Source organism: Streptomyces sp. NPDC111802, from assembly GCF_055634335.1.
On sequence record NZ_JBVKCZ010000044.1, the window covers coordinates 57,068 to 79,068 of the forward strand.

Below are 22,001 nucleotides of genomic sequence, written 5' to 3' on the forward strand. Positions count from 1 at the left end.
CACTCCTGCAATCGTCGGTTACGGCCGGCCGATGCCGTGTGCGGGCGGCACACCGGCCTCGCACGAATCTACCTGCGGGCACTGACAGGGCCGGGTCACGGGGGCGTGGCCCGGCCGCGGCCGACAGGATTCATCGCGTGTTTCCCCTGGGGAACCCGGCGGCTCATGGGTTGGTAGCCGCCCCTACCCGCACACACGTGATTCCAACCACTCGTTGGTCCCTACGGAGCGCCTACCCACTCAGGACGGGGTCTCGTCGCTGTCGTCCTCGTCGTTTTCGGCCAGAACCGGTGAGGCGTGGTGCGACCACATCTTCCAGCCCTCGGGTGTGCGCCGGAACACGTTCGTGGCGACCACGAGCTGGCCCACGAGCGGGCCGAGCTCCTCGCCGGCGTCGGGTGCCGGGCCGCCGCTGAGGATGTTCTCGGTGCAGGTCACCAGGGCGGTGTCGCCGGTGACGGAGACATGTACGTCGGTGAGGAAGAATTGGATGTAGTCGGTGTTCGCCATGATCAGCGCGTACGACCTCAGGACCTCGCCGCGTCCGGTGAGTACCGGCCAGCCGGGGTGCACACAGGAGACCACGCCGGCGTCGGCCGGGTCGTGGTAGGTCTCGTCGACGCCGAGGTCGGACGGGGTGAGCCAGAGCGAGGACACCGTTTCGAAGTCGCCGCGCTCCACCGCTTCGTAGAAGGCGGTGTTGGCTGCCTCCACTTGTTCGACGTCGGTGTGGGGGGCGCTCACCGGGCTCCTTCGGAGCCGTGCGCGCTGCCGCGCTCGGCGTTCGCGCTCTGCGCGTTCTCGGTGTCGCGTGCTTCTTCGATGGCGCGTGCGACGCGTACCGCGTCCGCCGTGGCGCGCACCTCGTGCACACGCACCGCCCACGCTCCGGCGTGCGCCGCGAGGGCGGAGACGGCGGCCGTGGCGGCGTCGCGCTCCCGGGCGGGCGGCGGTGCGGCCGCCGGGCCGGCGAGGACACGGCCGAGGAACCGCTTTCGGGAGGCTGCGACGAGGAGCGGGTGGCCGAGGCGGAGCAGGCGGTCGAGGTGGGCGAGCAGGACGAGGTCGTGTTCGGCGTCCTTGGAGAAGCCGAGGCCGGGGTCGACGACGATGCGGTCCGGGGCGATGCCGCCCTCCAGAACGGCCTCCACGCGCGCGTGCAGTTCGTCGACGACCTCGGCGACGACGTCGTCGTACACGCCCTTGACGTTCCCGCCTTCGAGGAAGCCGCGCCAGTGCATGACGACGAAGGGGGCGCCGGCGTCGGCGACGACCGGGATCATCGCGGGGTCGGCGAGGCCGCCGCTGACGTCGTTGACGAGGGCGGCGCCGGCGGCGAGGGCCTGCTCGGCGACGGAGGCGCGCATGGTGTCGACGGAGACCGTGACGCCCTCGGCGGCGAGGCCGCGGACGACGGGGACGACGCGGCGCAGTTCCTCGTCCTCGTCGACCCGGGTGGCGCCGGGGCGGGTGGACTCGCCGCCGACGTCGACGAGGTCGGCGCCCTCCTCGACCAGGGCGAGGCCGTGCTTGACGGCGGACGTGGTGTCGAACCAGCGGCCGCCGTCGGAGAAGGAGTCGGGGGTCACGTTCACGACTCCCATGACCGCGCAGCGATCCCACTCGGGAAGGCCCGCGACGCGCCCGCGTCCGCTCTGCTTGCTCATACGTTCAGCGTAGGCCCAGCCAGGGCCGCGACGTGCCGCGGCCCGAGCGGGAGCCCCGGGGGGTGGGGGTGGGCTCCCGCTCGGGCCGGTCCGGGGCGGCCGCGGCCTCGGTCACGCCGCGCGGACGTCGCGCTCCGCCACGCGGTGCGCACAGGGGCGCGGCGCTGCCTTGCGGCGGCGCAGGAAGCGCGGCAGCGGCAGGGCCAGGTTCACGAAGCCCTCCGCCTGCATGGCGGCGATGCCGAGGCGGGGCAGGTCGGCCGAGGCGCGGTAGACCACGAAGCGGGGCTCCCAGCGGGGCTGGAACTTGGCGTTGAACTTGTACAGGGACTCGATCTGGAACCAGCGGGAGAGGAACACCAGCAGGCCCCGCCAGGCGCGCAGCACCGGGCCCGCGCCGATCTTCTCGCCGCGTGCCAGCGCCGAGCGGAACATGGCGAAGTTGAGCGACACGCGCGCGATGTCGAACTTCGGGGCGGCTTGGAGCGCGGCCACGATCAGCAGCTCGTTCATGCCGGGGTCCGCCGAGCGGTCGCGGCGCATCAGGTCCAGGGAGACCCCGTCCGTGCCCCACGGCACGAAGTGGAGGATCGCCTTGAGGTCGCCGTACGGACCCGGCTCGTCGTCCGTCTTGTGGGCGGTGGCGATGAGACAGTCGCCGTCGGCCGGGTCGCCGACGCGGCCGAGGGCCATGGAGAATCCGCGCTCGGTGTCGGTGCCGCGCCAGTCGTCGGCGGCCTGCCGGATGCGCTCCAGCTCGGTCTCGCCGAGGTCACGGACACGGCGTACCCGGGTCTCGTAACCGGCGCGCTCGATGCGCTTGACCATCTGACGCACGTTGCGCATCGCGCGGCCGGCGAGCGAGAAATCCGGGACGTCCACCACCGCCTCGTCGCCCAGTTCGAGGGCGTCGAGCCCGGTCTCGCGGGTCCACACCTCGGCGCCGGTCTCGGAGCAGCCCATGACGGCGGGGGTCCAGGAGTGGGCCTTGGCCTCGTCCATGAAGCGCTCGATGGCGCCGGGCCATGCCTCGACGTCGCCGATGGGGTCGCCGCTGGCGAGCATCACGCCGGAGACGACGCGGTAGGTCACCGCCGCCTTGCCGCTGGGGGAGAAGATGACGGCCTTGTCGCGGCGCAGCGCGAAGTGGCCGAGGGAGTCGCGGCCGCCGTGCTTGGCCAGCAGGGCGCGCAGGCGTTCCTCGTCGTCCTCGGTGAGGTGTGCGGCGGGGTGTTCGGGGCGGAAGGCGAAGTAGATCGTCGTGACCGCGGTGATCCAGCCGAGGGCGCCGAGCGAGAAGGCGACCGTCCAGGAGGTGTTGCCCTGGTAGTCGACCGGGCCCTCGAAGCCGAACAGGCCGTACAGGACGTGGGTGATGCGGTCGGCCAGGCTCGGGTCGCCGACCAGGGTGTTCGGGTGGGCGCTGACGATGATCAGCCCGAGGGCGAGCGAACCGGCGCCCATGAGGACGAAGTTGGCCAGCGCCCGCCATCGGCTGCGTGGGTCGGGCAGGGCCTCGAACTGGTCGCGGTGGCGCAGCAGGGGTGCGAGCAGCGCGAGGGAGATCAGGACGCCGATGATGGAGTGGCGGTACGTGAACTGCGCCACCGCTCCGGCAGGGAGCAGAACGACGGCCGCGCGCCAGGCCCTGCGCTTGCCGCGCTTGATGCCGTGGGCGAGCAGCAGCAACAGCACGCCGGCGCTGAGCGAGAGCGCGGCCGCGAACGGTCCCGTGGCGCCCGGAAGCACTTCGGCGATGGCGTGCATACGGCTGTGCCGGAAGCGCGGGAAGACGCCCGCGGCGATGTCCAGCAGGCCGACCAGGGCACAGGCCCGTCCGACGAGGACGGGGGCGGCCTCGGGGCGCGGGCCGCGCAGCAGGTGCCGTGCACGGCTCGGCAGATGGCCTACCTGGACCGACCGTTGAGGAACCTTGCCCGACATTTCCACATCTGTCCTGACAGACATCGCATCCCATTAGTTCTGCGAGAGACCTTGGATCCGGTGCCGATTCGGGCATCCGGCGACATTGCGCCCTCTAGGACGGTGTCTTGAGGGGAGAGGTTCACTCGGCTTCCCAAAACCGTTTCAAAGGCCAAGGAAAGTCCGGGGCAAGCCCTTGCGAAGGAGCGGGGGAGACGGCGCGGGGAGACGGCGTGGGCTGTCGGCCCGCGCGGTCCCGGGCGGAAAGTGCGGACAGGTAACCATCGATGGGTCTCACGAGCGACAAAGTGCTGGCGCTGGCGGTACTGGCCGCCGTCGGGCTGTTCGTCGGCACGGTGTGGCTGTGGCCACGGCTGGCCAGGCGGGGCCCGCGGGCGGTCGCCGGGCGCGTAGGGCTGCTGCTCGCCACGCAGTTGGCGCTCTTCGCGGCGGTCGGTCTGGTCGCCAACCAGGCCTTCGGGTTCTACGCCGGCTGGGCCGACCTGTTCGGGCTGGAGGACGAGCAGGGGGTCGTCGTGGACCACACGCCGGGCGACGGGCCGCTGAAGGTCGTCGACACCCGGCGGGTGCCGGGGGCGGCGAACGGCCAGGCGCAGGTGGTCGGACAGATCCAGAAGATCCGCGTCGTGGGCCGTACGACACACATCGCCACGCCCGCGTACGTCTATCTGCCGCCCGAATACTTTCAGCCGCAATATCGCGCGCGTGCGTTCCCCGCGGCCGTCGTCCTCACCGGCTATCCGGGTACGGCCCAGGCGCTGGTGGACAAGCTCGACTATCCGCGTACGGCGGCAGGGCTCGTCGCCGAGAGGCGTATGGAGCCGATGATCCTGGTGATGATGCGGCCGACCGTCGCGCCGCCGCGGGACACGGAGTGCGTGGACATTCCCGGGGGCCCGCAGACCGAGACGTTCTTCGCGTCGGATCTGCCCGCCGCCGTGAGCGGCCACTACAGGGTGGCCGACGGGCCGGGCGGCTGGGGCATCATCGGTGACTCGACCGGCGGCTACTGCGCGTTGAAGCTCGCCATGCACCATCCCTCGGTGTACGCCGCAGGGGCCGGGCTCTCGGCGTACTACAAGGCGCCGATCGACGCCACGACCGGCGATCTGTTCCAGGGCGACGAGGAACTGCGCAATCGCGCGAACCTGTGGTGGTACCTCAAGCACATGCCCGCTCCGGACACTTCACTGCTCGTCAGCAGCAGCGAAGTTGGAGAATCCAACTACAAGGACACGTTGAAGTTCATCGCGCGCGTGAAGGCGACCGGGGTGACTCGGATCTCGTCGATCATCCTCGAAAGCGGAGGGCACAACTTCAACACCTGGCGGCGGGAGATTCCGGGGACGTTGGAGTGGATGAGCGGGCGGTTGCGCGGCAGGTGACATGCCCGATCCGGCTTTGCGATCTTGGTTCGTGCTCAATTCGGCGGTGGATCGGAGGCGGAACTGATTCCTGATGTCGTGTGAACGACTCGGGATGGCTGTGTTTTTACGGGGCGGGGCTCCAAGATTCGCCTACGCGCGGTAAGTTTCTGGCCATGCCACGTGGACGTCACCGCCATTCACCGCCCTTGCACAGGCTGCTGCCCCCGTCGGCGATCGCAGGCGTATCCGTCGTCTGTGCCCTCGCCCCCTGGGTGTTCACCGAGCCGATGGCGTTGCGCGGCCTTGCCGCGGCCGCCGCGGCGACGGCGGTCGTCGGCGCGGTCGTGATGCGCCGCTGGGACACCCAGGCCGGCAAGCAGGTCGCCGATCTCACGCGCGCGCGTGCGAGCGACGAGTGGCGGCACGAGGAGCGGGTCGCCGAGCTGGAGACCGACCTCGAGGAGTCGCGCGAGCTGCGGATGAAGCTGGAGCAGCGGCTGCGGGGCAAGCGGGCGGAACTCGCCGGGCTGCGCAATGAGCATGCGGCGCTGTTGCGTCGGTACGCCACGGCGGAGACCGAGCGGGCGACCGTCCTGGAGGAGCGCCGGGTCCTGGAGATAGAGGCGACCACGCCCGCGCGCGCGTTGCCGCCGGTGCCGGTCGACGGTGCGGAGGCCGAGGGGGCGGGGGCTGTGGCTGCCCCGGCCGCGGAGGCCGCGGAGTCTGCGGAGGTCGAAGAGGCCGCTGACGTCGCCGAAGAGGACTCCGAGGCTTCGCGGGTCTTCTCGCCGGAGGGGTCCGGGCTGTTTCTGCGGGCCAAGGCGGCGTTGGCCCGGTTCGACGAGGACGGTGAGCCGGCGAAGGGAGAGTCCTCGCCGAAGGACGAGCCCCCGAAGGACGACCACGCTCCGAAGAGCGAGTCGGCGAAGAGCGAGTCTGCCAAGGGCGAGGCCCCGAAGGACGAGCCCCCGAACAACGAGCCTCCGAACGGCGGCGGTCCTTCCGACGGTGAGTCGGTGAAGGACGACTCCGGTGCCGTCGAGGCGGAGGGGACCGGCGGGTCCGAGACGGAGGCCGCGTCGGAGGACGACCCGCAGGGGAAGTCCGAGGCGGTCGACGGGCATGAGCGCGCGGCCGCCGTCACCTCGGCAGGCGAGGTCGCCACGACGCGACCGGCGCTGCCTCCGGCTCAGCAGCCCTCGGGGCACTTCATAGCGCCCACCGCGGTGGCCGTCGCGCCGGCCGCGCCCGTGCGGCGTCCGGCGATCGAGGGCGGGTTCGACTTCTTCGGTGCGAAGAAGGAGGCGGAGTCCTCCGCGCTGGAGTCCGTCCAGAACGAGGACCTCGCCGATGTCGTCGGCCAGGAGGCCCTCGCCCTGCACAAGGCCGAGTCCGAGGCCGACTTCAAGCCGGTGGACGAGGAGTCCCGGGGGATCGGCCAGGTCATCGATCTGACGGCTCATGACGAGACGGAACAGATCGATGTGCAGGGGTTGCGCAGCGCCGTTTCCTGACGGGTCCGGGTGCGGGTCCGGTGCGGCTCGACCGGTGAGAGACGTCCCGTGCGTCGACGCGGGTCGCCCCCGTACAGTCACGCCATCCAGCGATCCGGGCGGGCGTCCCGGCGTCCCGTGCGGGACCTCTCCGCCTGCCCGCGCAGCAGTTCCGCCGCCTCCTCCACGCCCCTCAGACGGGCTGTGACGGTCTTGTTGGCTCCTGTGTCCACGTGGACGTCGGCGACGGCCCAGAGACGCTTCCAGGGCCCTTGAGCCAGTCGTACGCTCTGGACCTTCGCGTGCGGGACCAGGGCGAGGCTTCTGCGCAGGAGACCGGTTCGGGAGGCGAAGACCGCGTCCGTGACGGCGAGGCCGTAGCCGCGCCACCACAGGGGCACGCAGCGCGCCGCTCGGCGCCGCGGACGGGAGAGGGCCGCGCGGGTCGGGACGGTCACCCCGGGCAGCACGCGGGCTATGACCGATTCGGCCACCTCGCGCGGGGCGACCGGCAGCAGGAGGGAGTTGGAGGAGCCCGCAACGTCCAGTTCCACCCGTACCCAGCCGCGTCGGCGCCACAGGAGCGGTTCGACGATCCGTACGGTCTGGACGCGGCCGGGCGGCACCGTCTCATGGGCGCGGTCGAGCAGGCCGTGATCGATGCGCAGGCCGTCCTGGGACTCGCCCACCGTCCAGTCGTACTCGGCGACGAAACGCCCCACGCTGCTCGCGCCCGCCGCCCCGAACAGCGGAATCGCGGTCGCCAGGACCGTCCACGCGCTCTCGGTGGCCAGCCACAGGATCGTCGGTACGACCACCGCGGCGGCCAGCGTTCCCCAGGTCGCGCCCGTCAGGACGAGGGATGCGGCCAGGACCGCGGGCGGCACGCGCAGCAGCTGTCGGGAGGGAGCCTCGCCTATCTCGTGTGCCGTCTCGGGGGCGAAACCGGCGGCGCGGGCGAGGAGTTCCGCGCGCAGGGTGCGTGCTTCGTCCGCGCCGAGGAAGGCCAGTTCGTCCTTCTTGTCGGTGCCTATGACGTCCAGTTTGAGCTTCGCGACGCCGGCCACGCGCGCCAGCAGCGGCTGGGTGACGTCGATGGCCTGGATGCGTTCCAGCCGGATGTGCGCGGTGCGCCGGAACACCAGCCCGGTACGGATGCGCAGCTCCGCGTCGGTCACCGCGAAGTGCGTGAACCACCAGGTGAGGAAGCCGTAGAGGGCCGCCGCGGGGAGCAGTACGGCGACTGCGAGCAGGAGGGTGGTCGTGGTCAGCTTGGTGAGCTGGCGCTGCGCCTGGTCCGGGTCGTGCACCGCCCAGCCGATCAGGACGGCCACCGGAGCCCACGCGCGCCTGAGCGGTGTCACGGGGTGCAGTCGGCGTTCGGTCACGGGGCGCTGTTCGCGTACGGCGTCGTCGACGCCCGGCGTCGTCACAGGCCCGCCGATCGGGCCTCGCCGAGCTCGGTGAGCCGGTCCCGCAGCCGTTCCGCCTCCGCCGGGTCCAGGCCGGGGATCGTGGCGTCGGTTGCGGCGGCCGCCGTGTGCAGTTGCACGCTGGCCAGGCCGAAGTGGCGTTCCACGGGGCCCGAGGTCACCTCGACCAGCTGCATACGGCCGTACGGCACCACCGTCTCCTCGCGCCACAGCACGCCCCGGCTGATCAGCAGGTCGTCGGCGCGCTCGGCGTAGCGCCACGAACGCCAGTTGCGGCCGAGCATCACCCAGCCCCACGCCATCAGCGCCGGCGGCAGCGACGCGAAGCCGGCCCAGCCCGGGCCGGCGAGCATTCCGAGCAGCAGGGCCAGGGCGATCGTCAGCAGTCCCAGCCACACCACCAGCAACAGCCGGCGCATCCGGAGCAGGCCCGGCGGCAGCCCGGTCCACTCCGGTTCGGCCGCCGCCCGCTTGTCCCCCGCCGTACCCGTGTTCTCCGGGCTCCCCGTCTCCATGTGGCCAGCGTACGTAGGAGAGACTGTGTCCATGACTCCTACGACGGAGACCATGGTCGGCATCGGCGGCGCCGCGGAGAGCACCGACATGGTGCTCAACATCGGCCCCCAGCACCCGTCCACGCACGGCGTGCTGCGCCTCAAGCTCGTGCTGGACGGTGAGCGCATCACGCGCGCGGAGCCCGTGATCGGCTATATGCACCGTGGTGCGGAGAAGCTCTTCGAGGCCCGCGACTACCGGCAGATCATCATGCTCGCCAACCGCCACGACTGGCTGTCGGCCTTCTCCAACGAGCTCGGCGTCGTCCTCGCCGTCGAGCGCATGCTCGGCATGGAGGTGCCCGAGCGGGCCGTGTGGACACGGACCCTGCTCGCGGAGCTGAACCGCGTGCTCAACCACCTGATGTTCCTGGGGTCGTACCCGCTGGAGCTGGGCGGGATCACGCCGATCTTCTACGCCTTCACCGAGCGCGAGGAACTCCAGCATGTGATGGAGGAGGTCTCCGGTGGGCGGATGCACTACATGTTCAACCGGGTGGGCGGCCTCAAGGAGGACCTGCCGGCCGGGTGGACCACGCGCGCGCGTACTGCCGTCGCCGACGTGCGCTCCCGTATGGACCGCTTCGACGACCTCGTGCTCGGCAACGAGATCTTCCGGGGGCGCACGCGGGGCGTGGGCGCCCTCACGCCGGAGACCGTGCACGCGTACGGCGTGAGCGGGCCGATCGCGCGCGCCTCGGGCGTCGACTTCGACCTGCGTCGCGATGAGCCCTATCTCGCCTACGGCGAGCTGGGGGACGTGCTGAGGGTGGTGACCCGTGAGGAGGGTGACTGCCTCGCCCGCTTCGAGTGCCTGCTGGAGCAGACGCACAACGCCCTCGACCTCGCCGACGCCTGCCTCGACCGTCTCGCCGAGCTGCCGCCCGGGCCGATCAACCAGCGGCTTCCCAAGGTGCTGAAGGCCCCCGAGGGCCACACGTACGCATGGACCGAGAACCCGCTCGGCATCAACGGCTACTACCTCGTCAGCAAGGGCGAGAAGACCCCGTACCGGCTGAAGCTGCGCTCGGCGTCGTACAACAACATCCAGGCCCTGGTGGAGCTGCTGCCGGGGACGCTGGTCGCGGACATGGTGGCGATCCTCGGGTCGCTGTTCTTCGTGGTGGGGGACATCGACAAGTAGGGCGGGCAGGGCGGTGGAGGCGGGCCCTAGTCCGCCAGTACGTCCAGTACGTCCGGAATTCCAACCGGCTGCACCAGCCAGCCGAAGTCTCCCAGCCCGCCCGTCGCGGTCAGCTCGGCGGCCTCGCCCGCGGTCGCGAGGGCGCGTACGTACTCGGCGGGGCGGGTCGAGGCCAGTTCGAGCGGGGGGCGTGCGCCCGTGATGCCCAGGGTGCGCAGGGCGTTGCGTTGGGACAGCAGACGCGCCCCGGGCAGCGCGCACGCGTCCAGCGCCACATGTGCCGTGATGTCGCACGAGCCGTCCGGGACGGGTGCCGTCTCGCGGCCCTCGCGGAAGCCGGTGAGGGTGCCGAAGGGCGGTCGGCTCGTGGCTGTGTGCGCGTAGTCCACGGCGACCGCGACGCCCCGGTCCAGCGTGCCGACCGCGGAGGCCCAGGCCTTGTCCCGGGGCAGGCCGATCTCGGCCCGTGTGCCTTCCGCGGCGCTGGTCAGCGGCCACCACCGCGCGAGCCACTCCGCCTCAGGCCCGGCGACCGGCTCCCCGAGGCGTTCGGTGCCGTCGCGTCGTACGACGACCCGGCGCGGTACGCCCGCGGAGTCCACCTCCGCGACCTCCACGGGCACGTTGTCCAGCCACTCGTTGGCGAACAGCAGGCCCGTGACCCGGGGCGGCGGCTCGGGGAGCCACTCGATCCGGTGATCCAGGGCCCGTGGGCGGTCGGCGATCTCGACGGCGTACGCACGCGTGCGTGCCACCACCTCGGCGGGCAGGACGGCCAGGACGCCCGTGACCAGCTCGCCGCGGCCCGCCGCCATGTCGACGAGGTCGAGGGTCCTGGGCCGGCCCAATGACTCGTCGACCCGGCACAGCAGCCGGGCGACGGCGCGGGCGAAGAGCGGTGACGCGTGGACGGACGTACGGAAGTGGCCGGCCGGCCCCTCGGGGCGGCGGTAGAAGCCGTCAGGCCCGTAGAGAGCGGCTTCCGCCGCCGCCCGCCATCCGTGCCACTCACCCGTCGCCTCTGCTGTCACCGGCCCAGGCTAAGCGCACAGAGGAACGCAGCCTCCACCTTGCGGAGTACGCGCGCGGGGTGCGGATCGGCCCTCCGGTTGACCCCTGCACGCATCTCGCTTCCATACGCTGGGTTACGTGCAGCGCCTCTATGACTTCCTCCGCAGGCATCCGACATGGGTCGACAGCTTCTGGGCCGTCCTCATCTTCGGGATCTCTGTGGTGAGCGTGGCCGTCCGGGAGGAGGGCGGGCAGGACCTTCCGGGCACCTCCTCGGAGGCGATCATCGTCCCGGTCGTCCTGCTGCTCAGCCTCGTGATCGCGCTGCGCCGGCGCATGCCGGAGAAGATGCTGCTGCTGGCCATCGGCGTGGGCGTGGCCCAGCTGGCGCTGAACGTGGCGACCACGCCCGCCAACTTCGCCTTCCTGGTGATCACGTACACCGTGGCCGCGACCGGCGCCCGCTGGGCCTCCCGGCTCGCGCTGGGCGTGGGCCTGTGCGCGGCGTTCCTGGCGCAGCTGCGCTGGCCGGAGAAGGAGTCCAGCGTCCTGGGCAACGTGGCCCTGGTGATCTTCATGACGGTGCCCTTCGCCCTGGCCTGGGTGCTCGGCGACTCCATTCGCACCCGCCGCGCCTACTACGAGCAGCTGGAGGAGCGCGCGACCCGGCTCGAAAAGGAGCGCGAGGCGCAGTCCAAGGTCGCGGTCGCCGCCGAACGCGCCCGGATCGCGCGCGAGCTGCACGACGTGGTCGCGCACAACGTCTCCGTGATGGTGGTGCAGGCCGACGGCGCCGCCTACGTCCTCGACTCCGCGCCGGACCAGGCCAAGAAGGCCCTGGAGACGATCTCCTCCACCGGCCGCCAGGCCCTCGCCGAGATGCGCCGCCTGCTCGGGGTGCTGCGCACCGGCGAGCACCAGGAGACCGGCGAATACGTCCCGCAGCCCGACGTCGAGCAGATCGACGAGCTCATCCAGCACTGCCGCAGCTCCGGTCTGCCGGTCGACTTCAAGGTCGAGGGCACCCCGCGCCCGCTGCCCAGCGGCGTCGAGCTGACGGCGTACCGGATCGTGCAGGAGGCGCTGACCAACACACGCAAGCACGGCGGGCCCAACGCGGGCGCCAGCGTGCGACTGGTCTACTTCGACGACGGTCTCGGCCTGCTCGTCGAGGACGACGGCAAGGGCGCCCCGCACGAGCTGTACGAGGACGGCGGCGCCGACGGCCGGGGGCACGGCCTGATCGGGATGCGCGAACGAGTCGGCATGGTCGGCGGCACCCTGGACGCCGGGCCGCGCCCGGGCGGAGGATTCCGCATCAGTGCGCTGCTGCCGCTCAAACCAGCACACTGACCCCTGAACCATGCCCCTTGTTGACACCTGTAACGGCCCCGTAGACCGATACGGAAACACGGAAGAGGACCCCGATGGCGATCCGCGTGATGCTCGTCGACGACCAGGTGCTGCTGCGCACCGGGTTCCGGATGGTGCTCGCCGCCCAGCCGGACATGGAGGTCGTCGCGGAGGCGGGCGACGGCGTCGAGGCCCTCCAGGTACTGCGCTCGACCACCGTCGACGTGGTGCTGATGGACGTGCGCATGCCGAAGCTGGACGGCGTGGAGACCACCCGCCGTATCTGCTCGGACGAGGACCCGCCCAAGGTGCTGATCCTGACCACCTTCGACCTCGACGAGTACGCCTTCTCCGGGCTGAAGGCGGGCGCCTCCGGCTTCATGCTCAAGGACGTGCCGCCCGGCGAACTCCTCGCTGCCATCCGCTCGGTGCACAGCGGCGACGCGGTGGTCGCCCCGTCGACGACCCGGCGCCTGCTCGACCGGTTCGCGCCCATGCTGCCGTCCAGCGGCAAGGAGCCCCAGTACAAGGAGCTGGAGCGGCTCACCGACCGCGAGCGCGAGGTCATGGTGCTGGTCGCCCAGGGCCTGTCCAACGGCGAGATCGCCGCCCGGCTGGTGCTGTCCGAGGCGACCGTGAAGACCCACGTCGGGCGCATCCTGACCAAGCTGGGGCTCAGGGACCGGGTGCAGGTCGTCGTCCTCGCGTACGAGACGGGTCTGGTACGGGCCGGCGGGCACGGCTGACGCGGGGGGGCGTGACCACGCGGGGGCGTGACCCCCGCGTAACCGGTGCCCACTAGGGTCTGCGCATGCTCCTGTGGATCAACGGCCCCTTCGGGGGCGGCAAGACACAGACCGCGTACGAGATCCAGCGCCGCCTGCCCGGCAGCGTCGTCTGCGACCCGGAGCACGCCGGGTTCGGGCTGCGGCGCATGCTCCCGCCCGAACTGCGGGGGGACTTCCAGGACTTGACGTCCTGGCGGCAGGGCGTCGTCGAGGTCCTCGACCTCGCCCTCGCCAAGCACGACGGCGTGGTGATCGCCCCCATGACGGTCACCGACCCCGGCTATTTCGCCGAGACGGTCGGGCGGTTGCGTGAACTCGGGCATGACGTACGGCACTTCACCCTCCTCGCCGAACGCGAGACCGTTCTGAAGCGGCTGCGGGAGCGCGGCTTCGGGCACCTCCTTCAGTACGTCGCCGGAAAGAACTCCGGGCTGCGGCGGGAGAGCTGGGCCGTCCAGCAGCTGGACCACTGCCTGGAGCGGTTGCGAGAGCCGGAGTTCGCCGAGCATCTGTGGACGGACCACTCGACCGTGCCGAAGACGGCGGACCGTGTCGCCGTCCTGGCCGGGCTGCGGCTGCGGCCCAACAGCGAGGGCGCGCTGCGCACGCGGCTGCGGCAGGCGGGGGTCGGGATCAGGCACATCCGGTTCGACTGACGGCGAGCCGCGCCGGCACTCACCTCAGGAGCGCTTCGAGGAAGTCGCTGCCGAGCCGCGCCACCGCGGTGACGTCCAGCTGGTACAGGACGTACCGTCCGCGGCGGCGCGTGGTGATCAGGCCCGCCTTCTTGAGGACGCTCAGGTGCCGGGATATCTCGGGCGCGGTCATGCCGTGGATCTGCACGAGCTCGCTCGTGGTGTACGTGCTGCGGGCGAGGTTGCGGCAGAGCTGCATCCGCACCGGGTGGGACACGGCGGTCATCCGCAGGGTCAGCTGCTCGACCGAAGGCGGCGCGGCGAACCCGGCGGAGCCGACCGGGTAGTGCAGCACGGGCTGCCAGCCGTGCCGGTGCAGCACCATCAGATGCGGCCATCCCAGGCTCGTCGGCACGAGCAGCAGGCTGCGGTCCTTGATGATGGTGTGGCCTTGGCGCAGCTTGTCGATGGTGATCCGGCCGGCGGCCTCGTCGACGCTCACCGCCGGGGAGACCGCGGCCATCGCCTCGGTCAGCCCCTTGTGCCGCAGCAGGTCGGTCTTGTGGCGGGCGTCCGCGGCGAGCTGGTGGTGCAGACGGGGCCAGGCGTCCGCGAAGAACATCTCGTCGCAGTCCTCCAGGAACTCCCGCAGCCAGGCCCGGATACGCGGTGGATCCTCGAGCAGCCGCTGGCTGAACCGCAACTGCTGCGGCCCGCGCGCGGCGGCCAGCTCCAGAGCCCGCCCGCGCAGTTCCGTGTCGGCCAGTACGTCGGGCGCCTGGGTGACGTACGGGAGCGCGCAGGTGAACTCCAGCGCGGCGTTCACGAACTGTTCGTCCGTCAGCTTGTCCAGCAGGTCCAGATCCTCGGCGAGCGTGGCGCCCGGGAATGTGCTCCCGCCGGGGATGCCGACGCAGGGCAGGAACAGGTCCGAGAACGTCGTCCGCCACAGGAAGTCGGCCTCGCACATCCGGTCGGCCAGGTGGGAGTCCATCCGGGCCGTCACGCCCGTCACCCAGCCCTGCAGGCCCGGGTGGTGGCCCGGCTCCGACAGCGCGTGCAGCGCCATGCCGAGCTCGGCCAGGGGGGAGGGCACGACGGCGAGCCTCTCCGGCCGCAGCCCCGCGATGTCGATGGTCACGCTCATGTCCTTCATGGTGCACCCCGCCACTGACAACGTGTCCGCCGATTGACGGCGGCCGTCAATCGGCGCGACGAGGGCGGCGTACCCGGCGCAGCCTGGGACCACCGGGGCAGCCGCGGAGCCCGATCACCACCCAGTCATGTCTCCTACGTCCCGAGAAGGCGATCAGCCATGAGCATCACGCAGCACTACCTCCTCGACACATACCGTGCCCAGCAGCTCGGCGAGGCGGCCCCACCGGCGCCGGGCAGTCACGACTGGCAGGTCGTGCGCGAGTTCCGCGACTACCGGCAGTTCCGGGCCGTCGTCGCGGGACGCCCGGCCCATGGGCGGCTACGGCACGCACTGGGGCGGTGGCTGCATCTGCGGCCGCGCTCCACGTACTGACGTCGGTCAGCCCGTCGGCAGCCGTTGCACGAACCCGGCGACGGCCTCCCGCACGTCGTCGGCCGTCCACTCCAGCCCGGCGGCCCGTACGTAGACCTCGGTGAAGGCCAGACCCGGGCCCTTGGCCTCCCAGGCGTTGGCGAACAGGACGGTCTTCGTCTCCTCCGCCTGGCGGATCGCGGCCTCCGAGAGGGTGTCGGCGTCGTACGGCAGCCAGACCTGGAACTCGTTCGTGTGCGGCGGCTCCGGGTGCACCCGCGCCCACGGCACCCCGGCCGCCGCGAACCCCTCGCGCAGCGCGGCGGCCACCACGCGCGCGTGGGCCACGTACTCGGGCAGCCGGGGCAGCTCCCGCCGCAGACCGGCGAGGGCCGACAGCGCGGTCGGGAACTGCTGGAAGATCGTGCCGCCGTAGCGGTGCCGCCAGGCCTTCGCCTCGTCCACCAGCGTCTTCGGACCGGCGATGGCGGCGCCGCCGAAGCCGTCGAGGGACTTGTAGAACGACACGTACACGCTGTCCGCCAGGTCCGCGATCTCCTCCAGCGGGCGGCCGAAGTGCACGGTGGACTCCCACAGGCGCGCGCCGTCGAAGTGCACCACCGCCTCGCGCTCCCGCGCAGCCTCCACCACCTCCGTGAGCTCCTCCCACGTCGGCAGCACGAAACCGGCGTCCCTGAGGGGCAGTTCGAGCATCAGCGCCCCGAAGGGCTCGTCGAAGTCACGCACCTCGGCGGCGGTCGGCAGCCGCGGCTCGCTCGTCACTCGGACCGGGCGCAGGCCGCCGACCTGGCTGAACGCGTTTCTCTCGTGCACCTCGGGGTGAGCGAGCGCGTGCAGGGCGACGGTCGGGTTCCCGGTACGGCCCGCCCAGCAGCGCAGGGCCACCTGCTGGGCCATCGTGCCCGTCGGGAAGAACGCGGCGGCCTCCTTGCCCAGCAGCCCGGCGGTCTTCTCCTCCAGGGCCTCGACGATGCCGTCGCCATAGAGGTCCGACGACTCGTCGAGGTCGTGCAGGTCCAGCGCACGCGCCTCGTCCAGCAGCGCCAGGCGCTCGCGGAGGGTGCCCAGGAAGCCGGGGCGCGCGAGCACGCGCCGCGGTAGGCAGCGGTGCGCCGTTCACGGCGCCGTTTGCGCCGCTCGTCGTCCGACACCTGCCCGTCCGACAATTGCTCGCCGGACGAACCCTCGTCCGGTGATGGCCGGCCGGGTGACGCCTCGTCCGGCTCCGCCCCTGTCCGCTGCCCGCCCTGCTCCGCCGTATCGCTCATGCCCCGGATCATCCCGTGCGCCCGCCCACGCGGGCACCCGCATTTCCGCACGCGGGCCCTCGCACCCGCATGCGCGCCGGAGCGTGTGGTAACCCACAGCCTGTGGACAACTGAACGCCTCTCGAACCAATCGCGTTAACATGACGAGAAATCGTCCGGTACCCAGAGCGGACTGGAACGGGAAGGCCGCCTTCGCGTGAGTACAAGCCAACAGCCAGATCCCAAGGACCGCCCCGCGCGGCTCACCGTCGGTGTCGTCGGCGCCGGCCGCGTGGGCCCCGCGCTCGCCGCGTCCCTCCAGCTCGCCGGCCACCGCCCGGTGGCCGTGTCCGGGGTCTCCGACGCCTCCCGGCGACGTGCCGAGCGGATGCTCCCCGGTGTACCGCTCGTGCCGCCCGCCGAAGTCCTCGCGCGCGCCGAGCTTGTCCTGCTGACCGTCCCGGACGACACCCTGCCCGGCCTGGTCGAGGGCCTCGCCGAGACCGGGGCCGTACGGCCGGGGCAGCTGCTGGTGCACACCTCCGGGCGGTACGGCGCGAAGGTCCTGGACCCCGCCCTGCGCGCGGGCGGGCTGCCGCTGGCCCTGCACCCGGCGATGACCTTCACCGGCACCCCGGTGGACGTCCAGCGCCTGGCCGGCTGCTCCTTCGGCGTGACCGCGCCCGAGGAGCTGCGGCTGGCCGCCGAGGCCCTGGTCATCGAGATGGGCGGCGAACCCGAGTGGGTCGCCGAGGAGATGCGCCCGCTCTACCACGCGGCGCTCGCGCTGGGCGCCAACCACCTGGTGACCCTCGTCGCCCAGTCCATGGAGCTGCTGCGCGAGGCGGGCGTCGCGGCCCCCGACCGGATGCTCGGCCCCCTGCTCGGCGCCGCCCTCGACAACGCCCTGCGCTCCGGCGACGCGGCCCTGACCGGCCCGGTCGCGCGCGGAGACGCGGGCACCGTCGCCGCGCACGTCACCGAACTGCGCCGGTACGCCCCGCAGACCGTCGCCGGCTATCTCGCGATGGCCCGCGCGACCGCCGACCGCGCGCTCGCCCACGGACTGCTCAAGCCGGAACTCGCCGAGGACCTCCTCGGGGTACTCGCCGACGGTACCGACGGGACCGACGGCGCCGAGGGAGAGGCCCGATGACCACCCTGCTGCGCACCGCCGACGAACTGCACGCATGCACGCGTGCCGGCCGCCGCGCCGTCGTGATGACCATGGGCGCCCTGCACGAGGGCCACGCCACCCTGATCCGCACCGCGCGCGCGATCGCCGGAGCCGACGGCGAGGTCGTCGTCACCGTCTTCGTGAACCCCCTGCAGTTCGGCCAGGGCGAGGACCTCGACCGCTACCCCCGCACCCTGGAGGCCGACCTCAAGCTCGCCGAAGAGGCGGGTGCGGACGCCGTGTTCGCCCCCGCCGTCGACGAGGTCTACCCGGGCGGCGAGCCCCAGGTCCGCGTCAGCGCCGGCCCCATGGGCGAGCGACTGGAAGGCGCCTCGCGCCCCGGCCACTTCGACGGCGTGCTCACCGTCGTCGCCAAGCTGCTCCACCTCACCCGCCCCGACGTCGCCCTGTACGGCCAGAAGGACGCCCAGCAGCTCGCCCTGATCCGCCGGATGGCACGCGACCTGAACTTCGGCGTGGAGATCGTCGGCGTCCCCACCGTGCGCGAGGAGGACGGCCTCGCCCTCTCCAGCCGTAACCGCTACCTCTCGCCGAAGGAACGGCGCACGGCGCTCGCGCTGTCCCAGGCGCTGTTCGCCGGCCGCGACCGGCACGCCGCCCAGGAGGCGCTGCGCGCGCGGGCCCGCGAAGTGCCCGCCACACGCGCGCGTGCCGAGGCGCTCAGCGCCATAGGCGAGTCCCGCGCGGCCGCCGACGCGCACGCCGTCGCCAAGGCCGCCCCGGGCTCCGCGGCGGCCGTCCGCGCCGCCGCCCGCCAGGTCCTCGACGAGGCCGCCCGCCTCGACCCGCCGCTCGAACCGGACTACCTCGCCCTCGTCGACCCCTCCGACTTCACCGAGATCGTGGACGACTTCACCGGCGAGGCTGTCCTCGCCGTCGCCGCCCGGGTCGGGACGACCCGGCTGATCGACAACATCACCCTCACCTTCGGAGCCGCCTCGTGACCAGCACAGGCATACGACTGCACGCGCCCGCGCCGGGGTGGTCCATCGCCGCGGACGTGGTGGTCGTCGGCTCCGGCGTCGCCGGCCTCACCGCGGCCCTGCGCTGCGAGGCCGCCGGACTGTCGACCGTCGTCGTCACCAAGGCCCGCCTCGACGACGGCTCCACCCGCTGGGCCCAGGGCGGCATCGCCGCGGCCCTCGGCGATGGCGACACCCCGGAACAGCACCTGGACGACACCCTGGTCGCCGGCGCGGGCCTGTGCGACGAGGAAGCGGTGCGCATCCTTGTCACCGAGGGCCCCGACGCCGTGCGCCGGCTGATCGAGACCGGCGCGCACTTCGACGAGTCCTCCGAGGGGGAACTCGCTCTCACCCGCGAGGGCGGCCACCACCGCCGCCGTATCGCCCACGCCGGCGGCGACGCGACCGGCGCGGAGATCTCCCGCGCCCTCGTCGAGGCGGTACGCGCGCGTGGCATGCGCACGGTCGAGAACGCGCTGGTCCTCGACCTCCTCACGGACGCCGACGGCCGCACGGCGGGCGTCACCCTGCACGTCATGGGCGAGGGCCAGCACGACGGCGTAGGGGCGGTCCACGCCCCCGCGGTGGTCCTCGCGACCGGCGGCATGGGCCAGGTCTTCTCGGCGACGACGAACCCGTCCGTGTCGACGGGCGACGGAGTGGCCCTGGCCCTGCGCGCGGGCGCCGAGGTCAGCGATCTCGAATTCGTCCAGTTCCACCCCACCGTCCTGTTCCTCGGCCCGGAGGCGGAGGGCCAGCAGCCCCTGGTCTCCGAGGCCGTACGCGGAGAGGGCGCCCACCTGGTCGACGCCGACGGCGTGCGCTTCATGGTGGGACAGCACGAACTCGCCGAACTCGCCCCCCGGGACATCGTCGCCAAGGGCATCATGCGGCGCATGCAGGAGCAGGACGCCGAGCACATGTTCCTCGACGCGCGGCACTTCGGCGCCGAGATGTGGGAACACCGCTTCCCCACGATCCTCGCCGCCTGCCGCGCCCACGGCATCGACCCGGTCCACGACCCCATCCCGATCGCCCCGGCCGCCCACTACGCCTCCGGCGGCGTACGCACCGACTCCCACGGCCGTACGACCGTCCCCGGCCTGTACGCGTGCGGCGAGGTCGCCTGCACCGGCGTGCACGGCGCCAACCGCCTGGCCTCCAACTCGCTCCTCGAAGGCCTGGTCTACGCCGAGCGCATCGTGGAGGACATCGCGGCGGCCCGCGCGGCCAACGGCCTCCACGCGCGCGTGCCGCAGCCGGTGCCGTATCCCGAGACGCCCGAGCACCCCCTGCTGGCGCCCGAGGCCCGCTTCACGATCCAGCGGATCATGACCGGCGGCGCCGGCGTCCTGCGCTCCGCCGACTCCCTCGCCCAGGCCGCCGAGCAGCTCCAGCAGCTGCGCACCGAGGCCCGCGACGCCCTCACCGAGAACGGCAAGACGGCCGAGCCCGGCGTGGACACCTGGGAGGCCACGAACCTCCTGTGCGTGGCCCGGGTCCTGGTCGCGGCCGCTCTTCTGCGCGAGGAGACGCGTGGCTGCCACTGGCGCGAGGACGAGCCCGACCGCGACGACACAGCATGGCGCCGCCACATCGTCGTACGCCTGAACCCCGACCGCACACTGGCCGTGCACACCACAGACACCGCAGACTTCCCCCCGACCCGGCCCCAGGAGCAGTGACAGCAGTGACCACCCCCGACCTTCCCCTCGCCTCGAACGGCGGCTGCGGCGACGACTGCGCCTGCGGTGCCGACGAGGAGTACATGGAGTGCGGCCTCGACCCCGCGCTCGCCCAGCTCCTGGCCGACGCGGGCCTCGACCCGGTCGAGGTCGAGGACATCGCCAACGTCGCCATCCAGGAGGACCTGGCACACGGCGTGGACGTGACGACGGTCGCGACCATCCCCGAAGAGGCCGTCGCCACGGCCGACTTCGTCGCGCGCGAGGCGGGCGTCGTGGCGGGCCTCAGGGTCGCCGAAGCGGTGGTCTCGATCGTCTGCGAGGACGAGTTCGAGGTGGAACGCCACGTGGAGGACGGCGACAAGGTGGCGGCGGGCGAGAAGCTCCTGTCGATCACCACCCGGACCCGAGACCTGCTCACCGCCGAACGCAGCGCGTTGAACATCCTCTGCCGTCTGTCGGGCATCGCGACGGCCACGCGCGCGTGGGCGGACGTACTGGACGGCACGAAGGCCAGGGTCCGCGACACCCGAAAGACGACGCCGGGCCTGCGGGCGCTGGAGAAGTACGCGGTGCGCTGCGGAGGCGGAGTGAACCACCGCATGTCCCTGTCGGACGCGGCCCTGGTCAAGGACAACCACGTGGTGGCGGCGGGCGGCGTCGCAGCGGCCTTCAAGGCGGTCCGCGAAGCCTTCCCCGACCTCCCCATCGAGGTCGAGGTGGACACCCTCCACCAACTCCGCGAGGTGGTGGACGCGGGCGCCGACCTGATCCTCCTGGACAACTTCACGCCCGGCGAGTGCGAGGAGGCCGTGGCGATCGTGGACCGCCGGGCGGCACTGGAGGCATCGGGCCGACTGACCCTCGACAACGCCAGGGCGTACGCGCAGACGGGCGTCGACTACCTCGCGGTAGGGGCCCTCACCCACTCCTCGCCGATCCTGGACATTGGCCTGGACCTGCGAGCGGCGGAGTAGGAACGGCATGCTCCTCACGATCGACGTGGGCAACACCCACACCGTCCTCGGCCTCTTCGACGGCGAGGACATCGTCGAGCACTGGCGCATCTCGACGGACGCCCGCCGCACGGCCGACGAACTGGCGGTCCTCCTCCAGGGCCTGATGGGCATGCACCCGCTCCTCGGCGACGAACTGGGCGACGGCATCGACGGAATCGCCATCTGCGCGACCGTCCCCTCGGTCCTCCACGAACTCCGCGAGGTGACCCGCCGCTACTACGGCGACGTCCCCGCCGTCCTCGTCGAACCGGGCGTGAAGACGGGCGTACCGATCCTCACGGACAACCCCAAGGAGGTCGGCGCCGACCGCATCATCAACGCGGTGGCGGCGGTCGACCTCTACGGCGGCCCCGCGATCGTCGTCGACTTCGGTACGGCGACGACGTTCGACGCGGTGAGCGCGCGCGGCGAGTACATCGGCGGTGTGATCGCCCCCGGCATCGAGATCTCGGTCGAGGCCCTGGGCGTCCGGGGCGCCCAGCTGCGCAAGATCGAGGTGGCTCGCCCCCGCAGCGTCATCGGCAAGAACACCGTCGAGGCCATGCAGTCCGGCATCATCTACGGCTTCGCGGGCCAGGTCGACGGCGTGGTCAACCGCATGGCCCGCGAACTGGCGGACGACCCCGACGACGTCACGGTCATCGCGACGGGCGGTCTGGCCCCCATGGTCCTGGGCGAATCCTCGGTCATCGACGAACACGAACCGTGGCTCACCCTGATCGGCCTGCGCCTGGTCTACGAACGCAACGTCTCCCGCATGTGACTCCGTCGGTTGGGCCGAGGCTGCCGACGCCGCCCCCTTGAGCCCCGCCCGGCGCCGATGCGGGCCCCACCAGGGGGCTCCGCCCCCTGGACCCCCGTCGGCCCTGAAGGGGCCTCGTCCTCAAACGCCGGACGGGCTGGATGGCGCGGACCGGCGTCGAGGAGGAGGCGTACCCCCACGGGCCGGTAGTCGCGTACGGCGGCA

At 72.1% G+C, this 22,001-nt stretch carries 19 protein-coding genes and 1 pseudogene; 12 read left to right on the forward strand and 8 right to left on the reverse strand.

Features of this window, described 5'->3' with window-relative positions:
- Positions 1 to 240 precede the first annotated feature (240 nt).
- From ACZ7NC_RS35930 to ACZ7NC_RS35940, 3 genes are all read right to left on the reverse strand, one after another.
- On the reverse strand, positions 241 to 744 hold the full coding sequence (locus ACZ7NC_RS35930) for a nuclear transport factor 2 family protein (protein ID WP_471494701.1): 504 nt from the start codon (positions 742 to 744) through the stop codon (positions 241 to 243).
- A complete protein-coding gene (gene folP, locus ACZ7NC_RS35935) occupies positions 741 to 1,667 on the reverse strand; it encodes a dihydropteroate synthase (RefSeq protein WP_471494703.1) in 927 nt (308 codons plus the stop codon). The genes ACZ7NC_RS35930 and folP overlap by 4 nt, the downstream gene beginning before the upstream one ends.
- A gap of 111 nt (positions 1,668 to 1,778) precedes the next feature.
- Positions 1,779 to 3,611, reverse strand: a complete 1,833-nt coding sequence (locus ACZ7NC_RS35940; RefSeq protein WP_471494705.1) for a phosphatidylglycerol lysyltransferase domain-containing protein — start codon at positions 3,609 to 3,611, stop codon at positions 1,779 to 1,781.
- A gap of 266 nt (positions 3,612 to 3,877) precedes the next feature.
- Between ACZ7NC_RS35940 and ACZ7NC_RS35945 the strand changes: the two genes are divergently transcribed.
- Positions 3,878 to 4,996, forward strand: a complete 1,119-nt coding sequence (locus tag ACZ7NC_RS35945; protein ID WP_471494707.1) for an alpha/beta hydrolase — start codon at positions 3,878 to 3,880, stop codon at positions 4,994 to 4,996.
- A 155-nt stretch (positions 4,997 to 5,151) separates the two neighbouring features.
- Complete coding sequence (locus ACZ7NC_RS35950) at positions 5,152 to 6,492, forward strand: hypothetical protein (RefSeq protein WP_471494709.1); 1,341 nt, start codon at positions 5,152 to 5,154, stop codon at positions 6,490 to 6,492.
- Between the two features lie 77 nt (positions 6,493 to 6,569).
- Here the strand turns inward: ACZ7NC_RS35950 and ACZ7NC_RS35955 are convergent, their stop codons facing one another.
- Complete coding sequence (locus ACZ7NC_RS35955) at positions 6,570 to 7,904, reverse strand: PH domain-containing protein (RefSeq protein WP_471494711.1); 1,335 nt, start codon at positions 7,902 to 7,904, stop codon at positions 6,570 to 6,572.
- Positions 7,901 to 8,419: a PH domain-containing protein gene (locus tag ACZ7NC_RS35960; RefSeq protein ID WP_471494713.1), complete on the reverse strand. Its 519-nt coding sequence runs from the start codon at positions 8,417 to 8,419 to the stop codon at positions 7,901 to 7,903. Before ACZ7NC_RS35960 ends, ACZ7NC_RS35955 begins: the two co-directional genes overlap by 4 nt.
- Positions 8,420 to 8,450: 31 nt before the next feature.
- Between ACZ7NC_RS35960 and ACZ7NC_RS35965 the strand changes: the two genes are divergently transcribed.
- Positions 8,451 to 9,602, forward strand: a complete 1,152-nt coding sequence (locus tag ACZ7NC_RS35965) for an NADH-quinone oxidoreductase subunit D (protein WP_471494715.1) — start codon at positions 8,451 to 8,453, stop codon at positions 9,600 to 9,602.
- Between the two features lie 26 nt (positions 9,603 to 9,628).
- On the opposite strand, the gene ACZ7NC_RS35970 is transcribed toward ACZ7NC_RS35965, so the two are convergent.
- Positions 9,629 to 10,633, reverse strand: a complete 1,005-nt coding sequence (locus tag ACZ7NC_RS35970) for an SAM-dependent methyltransferase (RefSeq protein WP_471494717.1) — start codon at positions 10,631 to 10,633, stop codon at positions 9,629 to 9,631.
- A gap of 118 nt (positions 10,634 to 10,751) precedes the next feature.
- Between ACZ7NC_RS35970 and ACZ7NC_RS35975 the strand changes: the two genes are divergently transcribed.
- The 3 genes from ACZ7NC_RS35975 to ACZ7NC_RS35985 all read left to right on the forward strand — a co-directional run bounded on the left by ACZ7NC_RS35975 (position 10,752) and on the right by ACZ7NC_RS35985 (position 13,410).
- Positions 10,752 to 11,966: a sensor histidine kinase gene (locus tag ACZ7NC_RS35975; RefSeq protein WP_471494719.1), complete on the forward strand. Its 1,215-nt coding sequence runs from the start codon at positions 10,752 to 10,754 to the stop codon at positions 11,964 to 11,966.
- A 74-nt stretch (positions 11,967 to 12,040) separates the two neighbouring features.
- Positions 12,041 to 12,712 carry a response regulator transcription factor gene (locus ACZ7NC_RS35980; protein WP_471494721.1) on the forward strand — a complete coding sequence of 224 codons (672 nt, stop codon included), beginning with the start codon at positions 12,041 to 12,043 and terminating at the stop codon, positions 12,710 to 12,712.
- 65 nt (positions 12,713 to 12,777) lie between these two features.
- Positions 12,778 to 13,410 carry an AAA family ATPase gene (locus tag ACZ7NC_RS35985; protein ID WP_471494723.1) on the forward strand — a complete coding sequence of 211 codons (633 nt, stop codon included), beginning with the start codon at positions 12,778 to 12,780 and terminating at the stop codon, positions 13,408 to 13,410.
- 19 nt (positions 13,411 to 13,429) lie between these two features.
- Here ACZ7NC_RS35985 and ACZ7NC_RS35990 read toward each other — a convergent pair whose 3' ends face one another.
- Positions 13,430 to 14,536: a DUF5937 family protein gene (locus ACZ7NC_RS35990; protein WP_471494725.1), complete on the reverse strand. Its 1,107-nt coding sequence runs from the start codon at positions 14,534 to 14,536 to the stop codon at positions 13,430 to 13,432.
- Positions 14,537 to 14,704: 168 nt separating this feature from the next.
- On the opposite strand from ACZ7NC_RS35990, the gene ACZ7NC_RS35995 reads away from it, so the two are divergent.
- The gene (locus ACZ7NC_RS35995; protein ID WP_471494727.1) at positions 14,705 to 14,920 is read left to right on the forward strand and encodes a hypothetical protein; all 216 of its coding nucleotides are present in this window, start codon (positions 14,705 to 14,707) and stop codon (positions 14,918 to 14,920) included.
- Positions 14,921 to 14,926: 6 nt separating this feature from the next.
- Here ACZ7NC_RS35995 and ACZ7NC_RS36000 read toward each other — a convergent pair.
- A pseudogene (locus tag ACZ7NC_RS36000) lies at positions 14,927 to 16,200 on the reverse strand (threonine aldolase family protein).
- Positions 16,201 to 16,384: 184 nt separating this feature from the next.
- Between ACZ7NC_RS36000 and ACZ7NC_RS36005 the strand changes: the two are divergent.
- The 5 genes from ACZ7NC_RS36005 to ACZ7NC_RS36025 are packed head-to-tail and all read left to right on the forward strand — an operon-like array spanning position 16,385 to position 21,797.
- Positions 16,385 to 17,323 (forward strand): Rossmann-like and DUF2520 domain-containing protein, encoded by a 939-nt coding sequence (locus ACZ7NC_RS36005; RefSeq protein ID WP_471494729.1) that lies wholly within the window; start codon positions 16,385 to 16,387, stop codon positions 17,321 to 17,323.
- Positions 17,320 to 18,309 carry a pantoate--beta-alanine ligase gene (panC, locus tag ACZ7NC_RS36010; protein ID WP_471494731.1) on the forward strand — a complete coding sequence of 330 codons (990 nt, stop codon included), beginning with the start codon at positions 17,320 to 17,322 and terminating at the stop codon, positions 18,307 to 18,309. The genes ACZ7NC_RS36005 and panC overlap by 4 nt, the downstream gene beginning before the upstream one ends.
- On the forward strand, positions 18,306 to 20,015 hold the full coding sequence (locus ACZ7NC_RS36015) for an L-aspartate oxidase (protein ID WP_471494733.1): 1,710 nt from the start codon (positions 18,306 to 18,308) through the stop codon (positions 20,013 to 20,015). Before panC ends, ACZ7NC_RS36015 begins: the two co-directional genes overlap by 4 nt.
- Before the next feature lie 5 nt (positions 20,016 to 20,020).
- Complete coding sequence (gene nadC, locus ACZ7NC_RS36020) at positions 20,021 to 20,992, forward strand: carboxylating nicotinate-nucleotide diphosphorylase (protein WP_471494735.1); 972 nt, start codon at positions 20,021 to 20,023, stop codon at positions 20,990 to 20,992.
- A 7-nt stretch (positions 20,993 to 20,999) separates the two neighbouring features.
- Complete coding sequence (locus tag ACZ7NC_RS36025; protein WP_194042480.1) at positions 21,000 to 21,797, forward strand: type III pantothenate kinase; 798 nt, start codon at positions 21,000 to 21,002, stop codon at positions 21,795 to 21,797.
- Positions 21,798 to 22,001: the final 204 nt, after the last annotated feature.

Excerpts from the sequence above, each read along its gene's own strand:
- ACZ7NC_RS35940 (WP_471494705.1), bottom strand. The coding sequence starts at position 3,611 with ATGTCGGGCAAGGTTCCTCAACGGTCGGTCCAGGTAGGCCATCTGCCG.
- folP (WP_471494703.1), bottom strand. The coding sequence starts at position 1,667 with ATGAGCAAGCAGAGCGGACGCGGGCGCGTCGCGGGCCTTCCCGAGTGG.
- ACZ7NC_RS35980 (WP_471494721.1), top strand. The coding sequence starts at position 12,041 with ATGGCGATCCGCGTGATGCTCGTCGACGACCAGGTGCTGCTGCGCACC.
- ACZ7NC_RS35990 (WP_471494725.1), bottom strand. The coding sequence starts at position 14,536 with ATGAGCGTGACCATCGACATCGCGGGGCTGCGGCCGGAGAGGCTCGCC.
- ACZ7NC_RS35945 (WP_471494707.1), top strand. The coding sequence starts at position 3,878 with ATGGGTCTCACGAGCGACAAAGTGCTGGCGCTGGCGGTACTGGCCGCC.
- panC (WP_471494731.1), top strand. The coding sequence starts at position 17,320 with ATGACCACCCTGCTGCGCACCGCCGACGAACTGCACGCATGCACGCGT.
- ACZ7NC_RS35960 (WP_471494713.1), bottom strand. The coding sequence starts at position 8,419 with ATGGAGACGGGGAGCCCGGAGAACACGGGTACGGCGGGGGACAAGCGG.
- ACZ7NC_RS35995 (WP_471494727.1), top strand. The coding sequence starts at position 14,705 with ATGAGCATCACGCAGCACTACCTCCTCGACACATACCGTGCCCAGCAG.
- ACZ7NC_RS35965 (WP_471494715.1), top strand. The coding sequence starts at position 8,451 with ATGACTCCTACGACGGAGACCATGGTCGGCATCGGCGGCGCCGCGGAG.
- ACZ7NC_RS35985 (WP_471494723.1), top strand. The coding sequence starts at position 12,778 with ATGCTCCTGTGGATCAACGGCCCCTTCGGGGGCGGCAAGACACAGACC.
- ACZ7NC_RS36025 (WP_194042480.1), top strand. The coding sequence starts at position 21,000 with ATGCTCCTCACGATCGACGTGGGCAACACCCACACCGTCCTCGGCCTC.
- ACZ7NC_RS35950 (WP_471494709.1), top strand. The coding sequence starts at position 5,152 with ATGCCACGTGGACGTCACCGCCATTCACCGCCCTTGCACAGGCTGCTG.